Genomic DNA, 14,541 nt, shown 5'->3' with positions numbered 1-14,541 from the left:
AGAAGTATCGAACGGTCTCAGACGCCGCCGCGGACTAGCCATACCAGGAGCACGCCGAGCACTGCCGAGCCGAGCCCGATCAGGCGCATCGTCTCGACCGGCGTTTCGGACGCGCTGCGCAGCGCGTCCTTCGCCAGGTTCGGGATCGAGGCGAACAGGATGCCTTCGATGGCAAAAACGAGGCCGAGCGCCGCGATGAAATCCCACATATCGCGACGCTCGTTATCGATCAGGGCCTGGCGGCCGGGGCTTGGGCCGGGGCGGGAGCTTGGGCCGGAGCCGCATCTGCCGTCGGCGCCTGACCCGCGATCTTGCCGTCCGGGCTGTTGAAGAACCGGAAGAACGGCGAATCCGGCGAAAGCACCATCCTGTCGGCCGGCTTGATGCTGGCTTCATAGGCCTGCATCGAGCGGTAGAAGGCGAAGAACTCCGGATCCTTGCCGAAGCCTTCGGCGAAGACGCGGTTGCGCTCGCCTTCGCCCTGGCCGCGGACCTCGTCGGAGCGGCGCTGCGCCTCGGCGACGATGACGGTCGAGTCGCGGTCGGCGCGGGCCCGGATCTCCTGCGCCTGCTGGGCACCGAGAGCGCGGGCTTCGGCAGCCTCGCGCTGGCGCTCGGTCTGCATGCGCTGGAACACCGCTTGCGAGTTGGCCTGCGGCAGGTCGACCCGGCGCAGCCGGACGTCGACCACCGTCATGCCGAAGCGGGCGGCCTCGCGGTTCACGTCGTCGCGGATGCGGTTCATCAGCCGCGAGCGGTCGGTGCGCACCATCGAGGTGAAGGTCGCCTCGGCCAGCACCGAGCGGACCTGGCCGTTGACGATCGACGTCAGCTGCGAATTGGCCCGCGGGACGCTGTTGACCGCCTGGTAGAAGCGCAGCGGATCGGAGATGCGGTAGCGCGTGAAGGCATCGACCACGAGACGCTTCTGGTCCGAGGCGATGATTTCCTGCGCCGGCAGGTCTAGGTCGAGGATGCGGTTGTCGAGCAGGATGACCTGCTCGAACGGCGCCGGCAGCTTGAAGTAGAGGCCGGGCTCGGTGACGACGCTGCGCACCGCGCCGAAGCGCAGCACGAGGGCCGACCGGGTCTGCTCAACCACGAAGGTCGCGGCGTAGAAGACGATGGCTGCGATCGCCACGAGGGCGAGCAGGCCGATGCGCAGGACGGAGCCGTTCATCGCACGGCTCCCGTCTGCGGCGCGCCCGGAGCGGGGCGACGCTGCTGCAGCTCGGTCAGCGGCAGGTACGGCACGACGCCCTGCCCGCCCGGCTGCTGGTCGATGATGATCTTCTCGCTGCCGCCATAGACCCGTTCCATCGTCTCGAGGAAGAGACGCTGACGCGTCACGCCGGGAGCCGCCTTGTATTGCTCATAGACGGCGTTGAAGCGGCTGACCTGACCGATGGCCTCGGCTACGGTCTGCTCCCTGAACGCCTCAGCCGACTGCACGAGCTGCGCCGAACGGCCGCGCGCTTCGGGCACGACGCGGTTGGCATAGGTCTGGGCTTCGTTCTGGAAGCGCTCCTGGTCGGCGCGCGCCGCCTGGACGTCGCGGAACGCGTCGATGACCTGCTGCGGCGGGTCGACCTTCTGGAGCTGCACGAGGTTGATCTGCACGCCGGCCTTGTAGCTGTTGAGAGTGTCCTGCATCAGCTGGCGCGTCTCGGTCTCGATCGCGCCGCGATCGGTGGTCAGGACGGGCTGGATGTTGCGCCGGCCGATGATCTCGCGCAGCGCGCTCTCGGCCACGGCCTTCACGGTGCCCGGCGGGTCCTGGATGTTGAACACGTAGTTCTCAGGCGCCGTCTGGTCGATCTTCCACTGCACGATCGCGTCGATGTCGACGATGTTCTCGTCGCCGGTCAGCATCAGGCTCTCTTCCGGCACGTCGGTCTGGCGCGAGCTGCGCACGGATTCCTGGGTGCGGAAGCCGACTTCCGTGTTGCTGACATTGGTGACCTGCGGCTTGATCACGCTGCCGATCGGATAGGGCCAGTTGTAGTTCAGGCCTTCCCCGGTCTTGCCGATGAACTTGCCGAAGCGGAGATTGAGGCCGACCTCGTTCGGACGGACGATGTACCAGCCGGTCATCAGCCAGATCGCGATCAGGACGAGGATGCCGAGAATGATGCCGCGGCCGCCAAGGCCGCCGCCGGGAATCAGGTTCTTCAGCCGGTCCTGGCTGCGCCTCAGGATTTCTTCGAGGTCAGGCGGCGAACCGCCGCCACTGCCGCCGCCCGGGCCTTGGCCCCATGGACCGCCGCCACCGCCACCCCCACGCTGGCCCCAGGGTCCACCCCCACCGCCACCGCCGCTCTGGTTGCTCCAAGGCATACTTGCGCCGTTCCTCACTGCTGGACCTGCCGTGCAATAGGCGAACGGCGGCTGTTTGTCAGCGCCCGTCTGGGAGCCGAGCCCGTGAATTGGTCATCGGACACGAATTCGTCAACGGCGCAACCCCTCCATCGTCAACGGAAAGCTGGTTAATCGCGGCGGCGATAGGTCGCAAAGGTAAATGAGTGCTCGTTATCGGCGTCGGCGGGGTGGTCTTCGCGGCTGGTATTGTCGAACGCCGCCCGGCCCCATTCAGGGAAAACCGCGTCGCCGCCAGGCTCGGCATGGACCAGGGTCAGCTCCAGCCTGTCGGCAACGGGCAGGGCCTGCGCATAGACGTCGGCGCCGCCGGCGACGACGACGGAATCCGCGCCCATCGCCGCACCAAGGCGCTGTCCCTGCTCCAGCCCCTCCCCCAGCGAGTGCGCGACATGGACACCCTCGGCGCGAAAACCGGCATCGCGCGTCAGCACGATGGTCTCGCGTCCCGGCAGGGGCTTGCCGATCGAGAGGAAGGTCTTGCGGCCCATCAGCACGGGCCGGCCGAGCGTCAGGCTGCGGAAGCGTCGGAGATCGGTCTTGAGCCGCCAGATCAGCCGGTTGTCGTCGCCGATCACGCCGTTATCGGCGATGGCCGCGATGAGCACGATGGGAAGCGCCATGCCTTCAGCCTCCCCGCCCGAGCCGCTCAAGCGCCTCGCCATCGAGCCGCTTCACCGTCCACGCGTCCATCGCTGTCGCGCCGATCGAGCGGTAGAAGACCCGCGACGGCTCGTTCCAGTTCAGCACCCACCAGGCCAGTCGCGGCAGCTTCTCGTCGAGGCAGCGCTTGGCCAGCCCCGCGATCAGCGCCTTGCCGATGCCGCGGCCGCGCTGCTCCGGATTGACGAAGAGGTCCTCCAGCCAGATGCCGTGCCGGCCGCGGAAGGTCGAATAGGTGTAGAACCAGAGCGCGAAGCCGGCCGGTTCTCCGTTCCACTCGGCGATGTCGCAGAACACCTTCGGATGGGCGCCGAAGAGCGCGTCCGCGATCATCGCCTCGGTCGCGTCGACCTCATGCGCCAGCCGCTCGTATTCGGCGAGAGCCTTGATGAAGCTCAGGACGAGCCCGGCCTCGTCCGGCTTCGCGGGGCGGATGGTGAGGGTCATACCGCGATCGGCGCCTTGATGCCGGGATGCGGGTCGTAGCCCTCGATCACCACGTCCTCGTAGCTGAAATCCTCGAGCTTGGTCACAGCGGGATTGAGCGTCAGCCGCGGCAGCGGCCGCAATTCGCGGCTGAGCTGGAGCCGGGCCTGGTCGAGATGGTTCACGTAGAGATGCGTGTCGCCGAAGGAATGCACGAAATCGCCGACGCCCAGGCCCGTGACCTGCGCCACCATATGCGTCAGCAGCGCGTAGCTCGCGATGTTGAAGGGCACGCCGAGGAAGACGTCCGCCGAGCGCTGGTAGAGCTGGCAGGACAGCTTGCCGTTCAGGACGAAGAACTGGAACAGGCAATGGCATGGCGCCAGCGCCATCTTCGGGATGTCGGCCGGGTTCCAGGCCGAGATGATCAGCCGGCGCGAATCGGGGTTGCGCCTGATCTCGTTCACCAGCCAGGCGATCTGGTCGATGGTCGTGCCGTCCGGCGCCGGCCAGGAGCGCCATTGCCTGCCATAGACCGGGCCGAGATCGCCATTGGCGTCGGCCCATTCGTCCCAGATCGTGACGCCGTTCTCCTGCAGGTACTTCACGTTGGTGTCGCCGCGCAGGAACCAGATCAGCTCGTGGATGATCGACTTCAGGTGCAGCTTCTTGGTCGTGACCAGCGGGAAGCCCTGCGCCAGGTCGAAGCGCATCTGGTGCCCGAACACGGCGAGCGTGCCGGTGCCGGTGCGGTCGTCCTTGCGGATGCCCTCGCTCAGGACGCGTTGCAAGAGATCGTGATACTGGCGCATGGCCGAGCTTTAGCCGGATTCGGCCCCCTCACCCAAGCCGTTGAAACGCATTGTCCAAAGGCGATCACGGCATGGCGCGCTCACGAAGCCCGGCGCTCCGCGTTAACAAAGCGCGCAGAAAGGTGACCGGCACCGCCGAACCCCAGCCGCAATTCCGTTCCTAATGGCGCCCACCGTAACAGCAGAGGCGCATGCCAATGATCATCGGTGGGATGGCCTGCCTTTCGTTTCTCTTCCTCGCCACGGCGAGCGCGACGCCCGCCGCCTCCCCGGTCGGGATGGATCGATCAACCGCGAAGCCGCCCTATATCCGAATCGACCAGCGCCAGGCCCGGGACATCGCCTGGGACTACGGCATCACCCGCATCGAGGAGATGGCACTGTCCGGCAGCCGCTGGGAAATCGCCGGACGCGACAGCGAGGACGAGGAAATAGCGCTCGATATCGACGCCCATAGCGGCGAGGTGTCGCGCTGAGAGCGCAGCAGCGGGGATAACCGCAGGGAAATCGCAGATATGTGCCGGCAAGCGACATGCTCTCTTTCCCCGCGCGCGCTCAGTGCCTATATTCGCTTTGCCGCTCGCAAGAACGGCTATGGCGATAAACGGACGTCGGAATAAGCCTTTCGGACCCGGGGGCGGTACCCGGCGCCTCCACCACAGCCCTGCGGCGCGAGCAACAGGGTGCCCGCGGCCTTCCGGTCGCAGGGCTGCGGCGGGGGCGAAATAGGATCGACGAGGGTGTAAAGGTCGTTCTTTTGCTCGGCATGGTTCCGCCGTTATCGGGCCAAAAGCATAGTTGCCAACGACAACAATGCTCGGGTTGCCGTCGCCGCGTAAGCGGTGCTGGTTCCCAAACCAAAGTCCTTGCGTTTAGCCGCGTAAGGCGGGGCTCGGAGGCGCCTGGCAACAGAAGCCTCCACTTCTTTTTGCTGGCACGGCCAGCCCTGAACGCCGAAGCGGATACGGAAAAGTCGAAACGATGACCAAGGATATTCTTCGCTACGACCTGATGGTGCAGGAGGCACTCAAGGGCGTCGTGCGCAAGATCCTGACCGAGGCCGGCCGCGACGGCCTGCCGGGCGAGCATCATTTCTACATCACCTTCCGCACCACGGCGCCGGGCGTGCGCCTCTCGCAGCGGCTGCGCGACAAGCACCCGGACGAGATGACGATCGTGCTCCAGCACCAGTTCTGGGACCTCAACGTCAGCGAGCACTCCTTCGAGGTCGGCCTCTCCTTCTCGGGCGTGCCCGAGCGGCTGCTCGTGCCCTTCGACGCGATCACCACCTTCTTCGATCCCTCCGTGCAGTTCGGCCTGAAGTTCGAGACGCAGGACGTGCCCGACGAGGCCTCCAACAGCGACCTGCCGCCCACGCCCGCCAAGGCGCCGCGCGGGGCCGGCTCGGAGCCGAGCGTCGCTGCCCCCGCGCCGCTGGCCTTGCCCGCCAAGAGCGCGCCGGCCAGCCTGCCCGCTGCCAAGGGCAAATCGGCCGGAGCGACGACTGAGGCGGCCGAGAAGCCTGCCGCAAAGGGCGCGGAGGCCGCCACTGACGCCGATGAGGGCGCCGGAGCGCAGGTCGTCAGCCTCGACGCTTTCCGCAAGAAGACCTGACGGCCGCCCATGTCCGAGAATACCCGCACCGAGACCGATTCCTTCGGCCCCATCGCTGTTGCCGCCGATCGCTACTGGGGTGCGCAGACGCAGCGCTCGCTGGAGAATTTCCGCATCGGCGGGCCGCGCGAGCGCATGCCGCTGCCCCTGATCCACGCGCTGGTGCTGGTCAAGAAGGCCGCCGCCCACGTCAACGCGCGGCTCGGTCTGATCGAGCAGCGCGTCGCCGGCGCCATCGGCCAGGCCGCCGACGAGGCGCTTGCCGGCAAGTTCGACGAGCATTTCCCGCTCGTGGTCTGGCAGACCGGCTCCGGCACGCAGACCAACATGAACGTCAACGAGGTGCTGGCCAACCGCGCCAACGAGTTGCTCGGCGCAGGACTTGGCGCCAAGAGCCCGGTGCACCCGAACGACCACGTCAATCGCGGCCAGTCCTCGAACGATTGCTTCCCGACCGCGATGCACATCGCCGCCGCGCTCGAGATCACGCGCAGCCTGCTACCGGCGCTGCGCAAGCTCGAACAGGCGCTGCAGCTCAAGGCCGAGCATTTCTCCGGCCTGATCAAGATCGGCCGGACCCATCTCCAGGATGCGACGCCGGTCACGCTCGGCCAGGAATTCTCCGGCTACGCCATGCAGCTCCATCTCGGCATCGGCCGGATCGAGGCTTCGCTCGGCGGGCTCTACGCGCTGGCCCAGGGCGGCACGGCGGTCGGCACCGGCCTCAACACCCATCGCGACTTCGCCGCCTTCTTCGCCAAGGAGGCGGCCGCGCTGACCGGCCTGCCCTTCCGCCCGGCCGGCAACGCCTTCGAGGCGCTGGCGAGCCACGGCGCTGTTAACGCCGCCCACGGCGCGCTCAACGCGCTCGCCATGGACCTGTTCAAGATCGCCAACGACATCCGGCTGATGGGCTCCGGCCCGCGCTCCGGCCTCGGCGAGATCAGCCTGCCGGAGAACGAGCCGGGCTCCTCGATCATGCCCGGCAAGGTCAATCCGACCCAGGCCGAGGCGCTGACCATGGTGGCGACGCAGGTCCTCGGCAACCAGGCGACGATCGGCTTCGCCGCCAGCCAGGGCCATTTCGAGCTCAACGTCTTCAAGCCGGTGATCATCTCAGCCTTCCTGCAATCGGTCCGGCTGCTGGCCGACGCGGCCGAGAGCTTCCGCGAGCATTGCGTCGAGGGCATCGAAGCGAACGAGGACCGGCTCGCCGAGCTGCTCTCGCGCTCGCTGATGCTGGTCACCGCACTCGCCCCTGCGATCGGCTACGACAAGGCCGCCGGCATCGCCAAGTCGGCGCATCACAACGGCACGACGCTGCGCGAGGAAGCGCTGCGGGCCGGCGTCGATGCCGAGTTGTTCGACCGCACGGTCAAGCCCGAGCACATGCTCGGCCCCAACTGAGCCGAGCTCCGCGCCGTGGCCGAGATCATCAACCTCCGGCGAGCCCGCAAGCAGCGCGAGCGCGCAGAGGCCGGAAAGCAGGCCGAGCAGAACCGCCTCACCTTCGGCCGCAGCAAGGCCGAACGCACCCTGACCGAAGCCGAGCGCGACAAGGCCATCCGCGCGCTCGACGGCCATCGCCTGCCCGGTTCGGACGATGACGAGCCGGCGCGGTGAAGCGCGAGCGCAAGCACTCCCTCGCCATCGCCGGACATCGCACCAGCATCTCGCTCGAAGAACCGTTCTGGACCGCCCTGAAGGAGATCGCCGCCGCTGAGGAGGCCACTCTTGCGGCGCTGGTAGCCGAGGTCGATTCACGCCGCGGCGAGACCAACCTGTCGTCGGCGCTGCGCCTGCACGTGCTGGCACATTATCAAGGTTTGGCTGCTACGAGGTGAGATGGCAGCCGGGCACTCCGGCTTCGCCACCCGCACCCCGTCCTGACACCCTCCCCCGTCATGCTCGCCCTTGTGGCGAGCACCCACGTCTTGGCCACGGTCCTCGACCGGCGAAGACGTGGATGGTCGGGACAAGCCCGACCATGACGGCGGAAGCTGGTCCAGCCAAAACGAGAATTTATAAAAAATAAACCATAACAGCAGCTTGCCGCGCCTTCCTGAATCACCCCGGCAAGCACTTGAATCAAAATCCTAAGAACTTGAATCAGTTTGGCAGCGGCGTCCGCGACAGCGGCCTCGGCACGGATTCGATCTCCACCGGCGGCGCCAGCGGCGGCGGGCTCTGGCCGGGCGTCATGGACCGGGAGCCCTGATCGCTGAAGATCTCGCGCGGCGAGCCTGGCAGGATCAGCGGCCCCGGTTGCTGCTGCGAGGCACGCTCGGCGATGGCGCGCGCCCGCTCCTCGGCCTCCATCCGGCGGCGCATCTCGTCCATCCGGCGGGCTTCCTCGACGCGCTGCGCCTCCTGGGCCCGGCGGGTCTCCTCCTGGATGCGCGCCTCGAGCGCGCGGCGGTCGTCCTCGGCCTTCTTTTCGTCGGCGATGCGGCGGGCTTCCTGAACCTTGCGCTCCTCCTCCGCGCGCTTCGCCTCGACGATGCGGCGCTCCTCCTCCGCCTTCACGAACTCGCCGAGCTTGCGCTCGTTCTCGCGCATCTCGCGCTCGGCCCGCAGCCGGCGCGAATACATGGCGCGCTCGCGCGCATCCGCCTCGAAGGCCTCGACCCGCTCGATCTCGCGCGCCAGCGCGCGCGCCGCAACCGCATTCGACAGCGCGCTGACATCGGCCTCGCGGCGCAGGCCCGACAGCGGCCCCCGCCAGGCGATACCGAGCGGCGGCGCCGACTGCATCGTCCAGCCCTTCGGCATGGCTCCGAGCGGCCGCAGGCCCAGCCGCAGATCGGCATTGAGCGCCCGGAGATCGACCAGCCCGCTCGCCTCGGCCCGCACTTGCGAGCGCTCGATCGTCGTCGGCGAGAGCCGGACGATGCCGCCGGCCAGCGTGAAGCCGAGCGTGACGTCGCCGAGCTGCCAGGCGCCCTGGTCGAGCGCCGCGCTGAGCCGGTCTTGCAAGCGCGCGCTCTCGCTCTCGGAGGCGTCCTCGCCCGTCGCTGCGATGACGCGGGCATAGCCGCTGGGATCGAACTTCGCGAGGGTCGCCCCGGCGAAGGTCAGCGATCCCGCGCCGCCCAACCCGGCGACCAGCCGCGCCGGGCTCTCGCCGGAGCCGCCGGCCTCGAACTGGCCGGAGACCTTGCCGCCGAGCGCGCCGCCGCTCAGCCCGGCGAGATCGACCTGCGCCAGCCCGACGCGGCCGGTGAGCTGCGCCAGCCCGCCCTCGCGCCGCGCGGAAAGCTGGCCCGAGACCTTGCCGCCACCATAGGAGCCGGCGAGCTTCTCGACCTTGAGCCCGTCACTGTCCGCCTTGAGCTCGAAGCTCGCATCGCGCAACTCAATGCCATCGTTGACGCGCAGGGACGGCGTCTCGATCGCCAAGCCGAGATCGCCGAGCTGGGCGACGGGACTGAAGCGCGCGGTCGACCAGTTGACTCCGGGCGCGGCCGTACCGCCCCCGAGCGAAGCGCCCAGCAGGGCCCGCAGATCGGCCCGCTGGAGCGCAAGTTTCCCAGTGACGGCCCCTTCGCGCGGCAGCACCAGGGATCCGCGCGCACTGCCGCCGCCGAGATTGGCGACGAGATCGTCCAGCGCGATCTGATCCGGGGCAAAGCGAACCCGCGCATTGGCATCGAGCAACTCGTCGGGCAGGAGCCGTGCCGGGCCTTCCGGCAGGATCTGGCCCGGCCGATCGGCCTGCACGGTCAGGCGCGGCGCGGCCGCATCGGCGTCGAGCGCGATCGACAACCCTGCCCCGGCAAGCGAGCCTGCAAGCCGGCCGCGGTCCTTCGAGAGGGTGAAGCGCCCGGAACCGCCCAGCTGCGGCACAGGCAGGCCAAGCGCCGTGAAGATCTGGCGGCGGTCGCCCAGATCGACGCCGAGATCGGCATTGGTCCAGGTGCCGCCGGCATCGAGCCGGGCGTTCAAGGTGAGCTTGCCGGCCTGCGCGCCGCCATCCAGCGTCAGCGCCGTATCCCCGCTCGGAGCCCGCGTCAGGCGGTAGTTGGCGTCGAGCCGCGACAGCCCCTCACCGACCCGCGCCAAGGACTGCCGCACGCTGTCGGGCAGGATCGGCCCGGCCAGCGCGGCCAGCGTCTCGAAGCGCGGTGCACGGATGCGGCCGGCGATCTCGCCGCCCTCAGGCAGCAGCGCGCCCGCCCCCGTCACCGCGACGCCGCCGAAGCCATCGACGGAGAAGTGGCTCAGCCGCCAGCTCGCGCCCTCGCGGCGCAGGTCGAGCCTGGCCGAACCGGGCGGCGCATTGCGGTAGCGCGCGCCATTGAGGGTGAGGTCGAGCGCCAGGTCGCGCCGGCCGATCAGCCCGGCAAAACTCTCGCCCGGCGGCAAGGTGTTGAGGTCGAGCCCTTGCACGGCGAGCTTGGCGTTCAGCCGCTCGGCCGCGACCTCGCCGGAGCCGTCGAGCCGCAGGCCCGAAGCCCCCGCGATGGTCGCCCGCTCGATCTGCAGGCGCTCCGGCGCCCAGTCCCCCACGACCTCGGCATCGACCTTTCCGAGCGCCGCGATCATGTCGGCCAGCGCCGGGTCGAGCCCGGCCCGCGCCAGCGCCAGCGCGACGCGGCGGGCATCCTCGGCCTTGAGGTTGAGCTTGCCGCGCAGGCCGTTGGCATCGGCCGCACCGCTGGCGCCGATCAGCGCGCCGGCCACCCGCACCGAAGCCGAGGCGTTCTTCAACCCCTCCTCGGTCAAGGTGCCGCGCAGGGCGGCAGCCGAGAAATCCTCGCCGCGCCAGGCGACCTGGTCGACATCGAGCCCGAGATCAATCGTGCCCGGCAAGCCGCGCAAGGCGCGCTCGAAGCCGACGCGCTCGCTCAGCGCCGCGGCCAGCGCATCGGCATCGAGCCGCCGCGCCCGCAGGCCCACGGAGCCGGTTCCGGACACCGGCAGGAACTGGCCCTCGCCCTCCAGCCGCAGCGCGCCGCCGGCAATGTCGACGACGAGGCCGGTGAGGTCGAGCTGGCGGCCGTTGCCGCCGATCCGACCGGAGAGGCTGATCGCGCCGCCCGGCGCCAGCGAGAACGCGCCGTCCAGCCCCGGCCTGATGCTGCCATTGGCGCCCGGCAGCTGGAAATAGCCGTCGAACCCGACCTGCGCCTCCTCGCCCGTAATCGAGGCCTTGGCGCGCAGCCGGCCATCCGCCTCGGCCTCGCCGGTCGAGAGCCGCAGCGATGCGCCCGCCACCTCGCCTTCGACGCGCCAGGGCCCCGCCAGGCTCACGGCCGAAATCTCGGCGGAGACCGGCGAGAGCGTCACCGCCGCCTTGCCCCGCTCATGCCACAGCACGGCCGAACGGCGCAGGCTGAGCCGGTCCAGGCTGGTCTGCACCGGCAGGCCGGTGCCGATCCGGCGCGGCAGCAGCACGGCGCCGGTCTCGTCGGCGACGAGCGAGAGCGTCGCGCCCTCGACTTCGACATCGGCGAAGCGGAACTCGCCGCGCGCCAGCGGCGCCAGGGCGAGCTCGACCGTGACCTGCTCGACCGTGGCCGAACTCGTCGCCCCGTCCGCGTCGCCGAGGCGGACATCGCCCAGAGTCAGCCGCGGCGAGGGCAGCAGGCGCATGCCGATGCCGCCGGCCACCCTGGTCTCGACGCCAAGCGCCGCGGTCAGCCGCGTCTCGAATTCCTGCCGGTAGCTGCGCCAGTCGACGAAGCCTGGGCCGACAAGCGCTGCAAGCAGCGTCAGCACCAGTAGGCCAGCCAGAACTGTCAGGCTCTCACGCACCTTGCAGCAACATCCCTCTTGTCACAGGCGATTTGAGGATTCGCTGGCATGACTCGGCTGGCGCGGTTGTCGAGAACCGGAGCGCAACGGACATTGGTCCGTGAGCACCGGAAGCGCAGACAGCCGCACCAGACGACCAGGCCAGTAGAATTCTCAAACCGTCTCTCGGCGGTTCCGTGATCTTGCCGGCTAGTCGCGGCAAGATCACGACATTCCTGTCCTTGATAGCCTGCCGCAAGACGCTGTCATGTCACAACGCGATGATCTTGCCCGGATTCAGGATGTTCTGCGGGTCGAGCGAGCGCTTGATCAGCCGCATCACGTCGAGCGTCGCCGGACTGTGCTCGAGTTCGAGGTACTTGATCTTCTTCTGGCCGACGCCATGCTCGCCGGTGCAGGTGCCGTCCATCGCCAGCGCCCGCTTGACCAGCCGGTCGATGAAGCCGCGGCAGCGCTCGACCTCGTCCTCGTTCTCGAGGTCGACCAGCGGCTGGGTATGGAAGTTGCCGTCGCCGACATGCCCCGCGATCGGCGCGATCAGCCCGCTCGCCTCGATGTCGCGCTTGGTCTCCTCGACGCATTCGGCCAGCCGCGAGATCGGCACGCAGACATCGGTCGCGACCGATTCCGTGCCGGGACGCAGCGCGCGCGCCGCCCAATAGGCGTCGTGGCGGGCCTGCCAGAGCTTGGAGCGGTCCTCGGCCTTGGTCGCCCAGTCGAACGGGCCGCCGCCATACTCGGCCGCGATCTCGCCGAAGCGCTCGGCCTGCTCCTTCACGCCGGCTTCCGAGCCGTGGAACTCGACGAAGAGCATGGTCGTCTCGGGCAGGCCGAGCTTGGAATGGAGGTTGACGCCGCGGATCATCACGTCGTCGAGCAGCTCGATGCGCGCCACCGGCAGGCCGGTCTGGATCGTGATGATGGCGGTGTCGCAGGCCGCCTGGACCGAGGGAAACGGGCAGACGCCGGCCGAGATCGCCTCGGGAATGCCATGCAGCTTGACCGTGACCTCGGTGATGATGCCGAGCGTGCCCTCCGAGCCGACGAGCAGGCGGGTGAGGTCGTAGCCGGCCGAGGACTTGCGCGCCCGGCTCGCCGTCCTGATGACCGAGCCGTCGGCCATCACGGCGGTCAGCGCCAGCACATTGTCCTTCATCGTGCCGTAGCGCACCGCATTGGTGCCCGAAGCCCGCGTCGCCGCCATGCCGCCGAGCGAGGCGTCGGCGCCGGGATCGATCGGGAAGAACAGGCCCTGGTCGCGCAGGTGCTCGTTCAGCTCCTTGCGGGTCACGCCGGCCTCGACGGTGACGTCGAGATCCTCGGCATGCACCGCAACGATCCGCTTCATCTGGGTCAGGTCGACCGTGACGCCGCCGAAGGGTGCGTTGACATGGCCCTCCAGCGAGGTGCCGGTGCCGAAGGCGATGACCGGCACGCCATGCCCGGCGCAGAGCTTGACGATCTCGGCCACCTCTTCCGTGCTCTGCGGGTAGACCACCGCGTCCGGCGCCTGGGTCGGGATCCAGGTCAGGGTGTGACCGTGCTGGTGGCGCACCGCCTGACTGGTGACGAGGCGGTTGCCGAAGCTGGCGGCCAGCGCGGCGATCACGGCGGCGACGGCCTCTGGCGAGGGCGGCAGGCTTGCGGCGGAAGCGGAGGCGGCATGAAGGGCTGTGACAGGCAGGCTCATTGTCATTTTCCGAACGAGGCGCTTAACTTGGAACTGGTCGGCTTCTTAAGCGGTTGAACTGATAGGACTGACCCTAGAGCATGATGCCGGAAAGTGGGAACCGCTTTTCGGACGCCGTCATGCTCTTAAGTCTTATCGGGCCGTGGTCTTGTCGGACTACTCGGCGGCCCGTCACGGTCGATGGCTGGTTCGCCCGACACACGAGAGGCACCAGGCGAGGCGGGATGGTTTCTTAACCGCCTCGCGTCTTGATGAGGTCAACGGCGCGAGCGGAGGCCGTACCGCACGCGCGACGGCGAAAGGGAGGCGGCCATGAAAGACGAAATCCGCGCTCCGGCGCTGTTCTTCGCCCCATTCGTCTCGTCCGCGATGCGGGTCGAGCCTGATTGGATCGACTATAACGGCCATCTCAACATGGCCTATTACCACGTCCTGTTCGACCGCGCGGTCGACGAGGTCTTCTCGCTCGTCGGCCTGAGCCAGGACTATGTCGAGACGCGCCACGCCTCGACCTTCGCGGCCGAATGCCACATCCTCTACAAGCGCGAGCTGACCATCGACGACATCGTGCGCGTCACCGCGCAGCTGATCGCCTTCGACGAGAAGCGGCTGCACTACTATCTCGAGATGCGCCATGCCGGCGAAGGCTGGCTCGCGGCGACGAGCGAGAACCTCTCGCTCCATGTCGACCTCGGCAGCCGCAAGGTCACGCCCTTCCCGGCCGACATCCTGGCCAATCTCGCGCTGATGAAGGCCGCCCACGGCATGATGCCGCTGCCGGCGATGATCGGCCGGATGGTCGGCATGCCGAAGAAGACGGCGATCACGGTCGAGGGCCTGAGCGGCGAGCGCGAGCCCGAAACGCGGCATTGAGGCGGGTTGCGACCTAATTCAGCCTGGGAAGCTTGTTCAGGCGAACCCTGGCCGTGCTATGCTTCGGCCAGTAGAAGAGCAGCGCCATGCCGAGCACCGCCAAGCACGTCATCACTCTCGCGCCAGAGGCTAACGCCTTCATTGAGGCACAGCTCCGCAGCAGTGCGTTCGAGACCTGGCTTCGCGACAAGGTTGGGCCGGCCTTCGACGCCATGAAGGCTGACCCGTCGCGAGGCATCCCGGCCAAGACTGCCTTCGATGCCGTGCGTGCCCGCCATGCCGAGCGAAACCGGACCAGGGACCCTATCTAGAAGCTCCTGATGAGATTCC

Annotated in this window: 15 protein-coding genes and 1 other RNA gene; 8 read left to right on the top strand and 8 right to left on the bottom strand. The window is 68.4% G+C overall.

The window, feature by feature from the left end; translation table 11 throughout:
• Positions 1 to 17: 17 nt before the first annotated feature.
• The 6 genes from DWF00_RS09020 to DWF00_RS08995 all read right to left on the bottom strand — a co-directional run bounded on the left by DWF00_RS09020 (position 18) and on the right by DWF00_RS08995 (position 4,277).
• Positions 18 to 209: a DUF2065 domain-containing protein gene (locus DWF00_RS09020; RefSeq protein ID WP_114827270.1), complete on the bottom strand. Its 192-nt coding sequence runs from the start codon at positions 207 to 209 to the stop codon at positions 18 to 20.
• Between the two features lie 20 nt (positions 210 to 229).
• A complete protein-coding gene (gene hflC / locus DWF00_RS09015) occupies positions 230 to 1,180 on the bottom strand; it encodes a protease modulator HflC (RefSeq protein ID WP_114827269.1) in 951 nt (316 codons plus the stop codon).
• Positions 1,177 to 2,337 (bottom strand): FtsH protease activity modulator HflK, encoded by a 1,161-nt coding sequence (gene hflK / locus DWF00_RS09010; RefSeq protein ID WP_114827268.1) that lies wholly within the window; start codon positions 2,335 to 2,337, stop codon positions 1,177 to 1,179. The genes hflC and hflK overlap by 4 nt, the downstream gene beginning before the upstream one ends.
• Before the next feature lie 149 nt (positions 2,338 to 2,486).
• Positions 2,487 to 2,999: a dihydrofolate reductase gene (locus DWF00_RS09005; RefSeq protein ID WP_114827267.1), complete on the bottom strand. Its 513-nt coding sequence runs from the start codon at positions 2,997 to 2,999 to the stop codon at positions 2,487 to 2,489.
• 4 nt (positions 3,000 to 3,003) lie between these two features.
• The gene (locus tag DWF00_RS09000) at positions 3,004 to 3,486 is read right to left on the bottom strand and encodes a GNAT family N-acetyltransferase (RefSeq protein WP_114827266.1); all 483 of its coding nucleotides are present in this window, start codon (positions 3,484 to 3,486) and stop codon (positions 3,004 to 3,006) included.
• The gene (locus DWF00_RS08995) at positions 3,483 to 4,277 is read right to left on the bottom strand and encodes a thymidylate synthase (RefSeq protein ID WP_114827265.1); all 795 of its coding nucleotides are present in this window, start codon (positions 4,275 to 4,277) and stop codon (positions 3,483 to 3,485) included. The genes DWF00_RS09000 and DWF00_RS08995 overlap by 4 nt, the downstream gene beginning before the upstream one ends.
• Before the next feature lie 191 nt (positions 4,278 to 4,468).
• On the opposite strand from DWF00_RS08995, the gene DWF00_RS08990 reads away from it, so the two are divergent.
• The 6 genes from DWF00_RS08990 to DWF00_RS08965 all read left to right on the top strand — a co-directional run bounded on the left by DWF00_RS08990 (position 4,469) and on the right by DWF00_RS08965 (position 7,735).
• Positions 4,469 to 4,753, top strand: a complete 285-nt coding sequence (locus DWF00_RS08990; protein WP_114827264.1) for a PepSY domain-containing protein — start codon at positions 4,469 to 4,471, stop codon at positions 4,751 to 4,753.
• A gap of 60 nt (positions 4,754 to 4,813) precedes the next feature.
• Positions 4,814 to 5,200, top strand: a transfer-messenger RNA (tmRNA) gene (gene ssrA, locus DWF00_RS08985).
• Positions 5,201 to 5,258: 58 nt separating this feature from the next.
• Positions 5,259 to 5,891, top strand: a complete 633-nt coding sequence (locus tag DWF00_RS08980; protein WP_114827263.1) for an SspB family protein — start codon at positions 5,259 to 5,261, stop codon at positions 5,889 to 5,891.
• A gap of 9 nt (positions 5,892 to 5,900) precedes the next feature.
• A complete protein-coding gene (fumC, locus tag DWF00_RS08975) occupies positions 5,901 to 7,298 on the top strand; it encodes a class II fumarate hydratase (RefSeq protein WP_114827262.1) in 1,398 nt (465 codons plus the stop codon).
• 15 nt (positions 7,299 to 7,313) lie between these two features.
• Positions 7,314 to 7,514 (top strand): DUF4169 family protein, encoded by a 201-nt coding sequence (locus DWF00_RS08970; protein WP_114827261.1) that lies wholly within the window; start codon positions 7,314 to 7,316, stop codon positions 7,512 to 7,514.
• Entirely contained in the window at positions 7,511 to 7,735 is a 225-nt protein-coding gene (locus DWF00_RS08965; protein WP_114827260.1) for a ribbon-helix-helix domain-containing protein, read from the top strand. Before DWF00_RS08970 ends, DWF00_RS08965 begins: the two co-directional genes overlap by 4 nt.
• A 265-nt stretch (positions 7,736 to 8,000) precedes the next feature.
• On the opposite strand, the gene DWF00_RS08960 is transcribed toward DWF00_RS08965, so the two are convergent.
• The gene (locus DWF00_RS08960; protein ID WP_114827259.1) at positions 8,001 to 11,648 is read right to left on the bottom strand and encodes an AsmA family protein; all 3,648 of its coding nucleotides are present in this window, start codon (positions 11,646 to 11,648) and stop codon (positions 8,001 to 8,003) included.
• Between the two features lie 250 nt (positions 11,649 to 11,898).
• Positions 11,899 to 13,338 carry an FAD-binding oxidoreductase gene (locus tag DWF00_RS08955; RefSeq protein WP_114827258.1) on the bottom strand — a complete coding sequence of 480 codons (1,440 nt, stop codon included), beginning with the start codon at positions 13,336 to 13,338 and terminating at the stop codon, positions 11,899 to 11,901.
• A 312-nt stretch (positions 13,339 to 13,650) separates the two neighbouring features.
• On the opposite strand from DWF00_RS08955, the gene DWF00_RS08950 reads away from it, so the two are divergent.
• Both DWF00_RS08950 and DWF00_RS08945 read left to right on the top strand, forming a co-directional pair.
• The gene (locus DWF00_RS08950; RefSeq protein WP_114827257.1) at positions 13,651 to 14,211 is read left to right on the top strand and encodes a thioesterase family protein; all 561 of its coding nucleotides are present in this window, start codon (positions 13,651 to 13,653) and stop codon (positions 14,209 to 14,211) included.
• An 86-nt stretch (positions 14,212 to 14,297) separates the two neighbouring features.
• Positions 14,298 to 14,522 carry a type II toxin-antitoxin system ParD family antitoxin gene (locus DWF00_RS08945; RefSeq protein WP_114827256.1) on the top strand — a complete coding sequence of 75 codons (225 nt, stop codon included), beginning with the start codon at positions 14,298 to 14,300 and terminating at the stop codon, positions 14,520 to 14,522.
• Positions 14,523 to 14,541: the final 19 nt, after the last annotated feature.

This window comes from Allobosea caraganae (assembly GCF_003351345.1).
GTDB classification, from domain to species: domain Bacteria; phylum Pseudomonadota; class Alphaproteobacteria; order Rhizobiales; family Beijerinckiaceae; genus Allobosea; species Allobosea caraganae.
This window is presented reverse-complemented; position numbering and strand designations above follow the sequence as displayed.

What these genes read in the sequence shown, in the direction of transcription:
- DWF00_RS09020 (WP_114827270.1), bottom strand. Translation starts at nt 209, where the DNA reads ATGTGGGATTTCATCGCGGCGCTCGGCCTCGTTTTTGCCATCGAAGGC.
- hflC (WP_114827269.1), bottom strand. Translation starts at nt 1,180, where the DNA reads ATGAACGGCTCCGTCCTGCGCATCGGCCTGCTCGCCCTCGTGGCGATC.
- hflK (WP_114827268.1), bottom strand. Translation starts at nt 2,337, where the DNA reads ATGCCTTGGAGCAACCAGAGCGGCGGTGGCGGTGGGGGTGGACCCTGG.
- DWF00_RS09005 (WP_114827267.1), bottom strand. Translation starts at nt 2,999, where the DNA reads ATGGCGCTTCCCATCGTGCTCATCGCGGCCATCGCCGATAACGGCGTG.
- DWF00_RS09000 (WP_114827266.1), bottom strand. Translation starts at nt 3,486, where the DNA reads ATGACCCTCACCATCCGCCCCGCGAAGCCGGACGAGGCCGGGCTCGTC.
- DWF00_RS08995 (WP_114827265.1), bottom strand. Translation starts at nt 4,277, where the DNA reads ATGCGCCAGTATCACGATCTCTTGCAACGCGTCCTGAGCGAGGGCATC.
- DWF00_RS08990 (WP_114827264.1), top strand. Translation starts at nt 4,469, where the DNA reads ATGCCAATGATCATCGGTGGGATGGCCTGCCTTTCGTTTCTCTTCCTC.
- DWF00_RS08980 (WP_114827263.1), top strand. Translation starts at nt 5,259, where the DNA reads ATGACCAAGGATATTCTTCGCTACGACCTGATGGTGCAGGAGGCACTC.
- fumC (WP_114827262.1), top strand. Translation starts at nt 5,901, where the DNA reads ATGTCCGAGAATACCCGCACCGAGACCGATTCCTTCGGCCCCATCGCT.
- DWF00_RS08955 (WP_114827258.1), bottom strand. Translation starts at nt 13,338, where the DNA reads ATGAGCCTGCCTGTCACAGCCCTTCATGCCGCCTCCGCTTCCGCCGCA.
- DWF00_RS08950 (WP_114827257.1), top strand. Translation starts at nt 13,651, where the DNA reads ATGAAAGACGAAATCCGCGCTCCGGCGCTGTTCTTCGCCCCATTCGTC.
- DWF00_RS08945 (WP_114827256.1), top strand. Translation starts at nt 14,298, where the DNA reads ATGCCGAGCACCGCCAAGCACGTCATCACTCTCGCGCCAGAGGCTAAC.